Origin of the sequence: Saccharothrix sp. NRRL B-16348, assembly GCF_001280085.1 — a bacterium.
Lineage (GTDB): Bacteria > Actinomycetota > Actinomycetes > Mycobacteriales > Pseudonocardiaceae > Actinosynnema.
This window is the reverse complement of sequence record NZ_LGED01000176.1, coordinates 1-220: the sequence shown is the minus strand read 5'-3', so window position 1 is coordinate 220 and position 220 is coordinate 1. Positions and strand designations below refer to the sequence as shown.

Annotated in this window: 1 protein-coding gene; it reads right to left on the bottom strand. The window is 65.5% G+C overall.

Annotated features, from left to right (window positions below):
* Positions 1–220, bottom strand: a 220-nt coding sequence (locus tag ADK67_RS16655; protein ID WP_197289485.1) for a ricin-type beta-trefoil lectin domain protein, incomplete at both ends; no start/stop codon positions are given.

Here is a 220-nt window from a genome sequence, read left to right as displayed (position 1 = left end):
TCCACTTCTGGTTGTTCTGGCCGTTGCAGGTCCAGAGGATGAGGGTGGAGCCGTTGGCGGTGGCGGCCTGGTTGACGTCCAGGCACAACCCCGCCTGGGCGTTGCGGACCGAACCGTCGGCCTGGAACGTCCAACGCTGGTTCGCCTGGCCGTTGCACGACCACGTGATCACCCTCGTGCCGTTCGTCGTGCCCTGGTTGTAGGCGTCCAGGCACTTGTC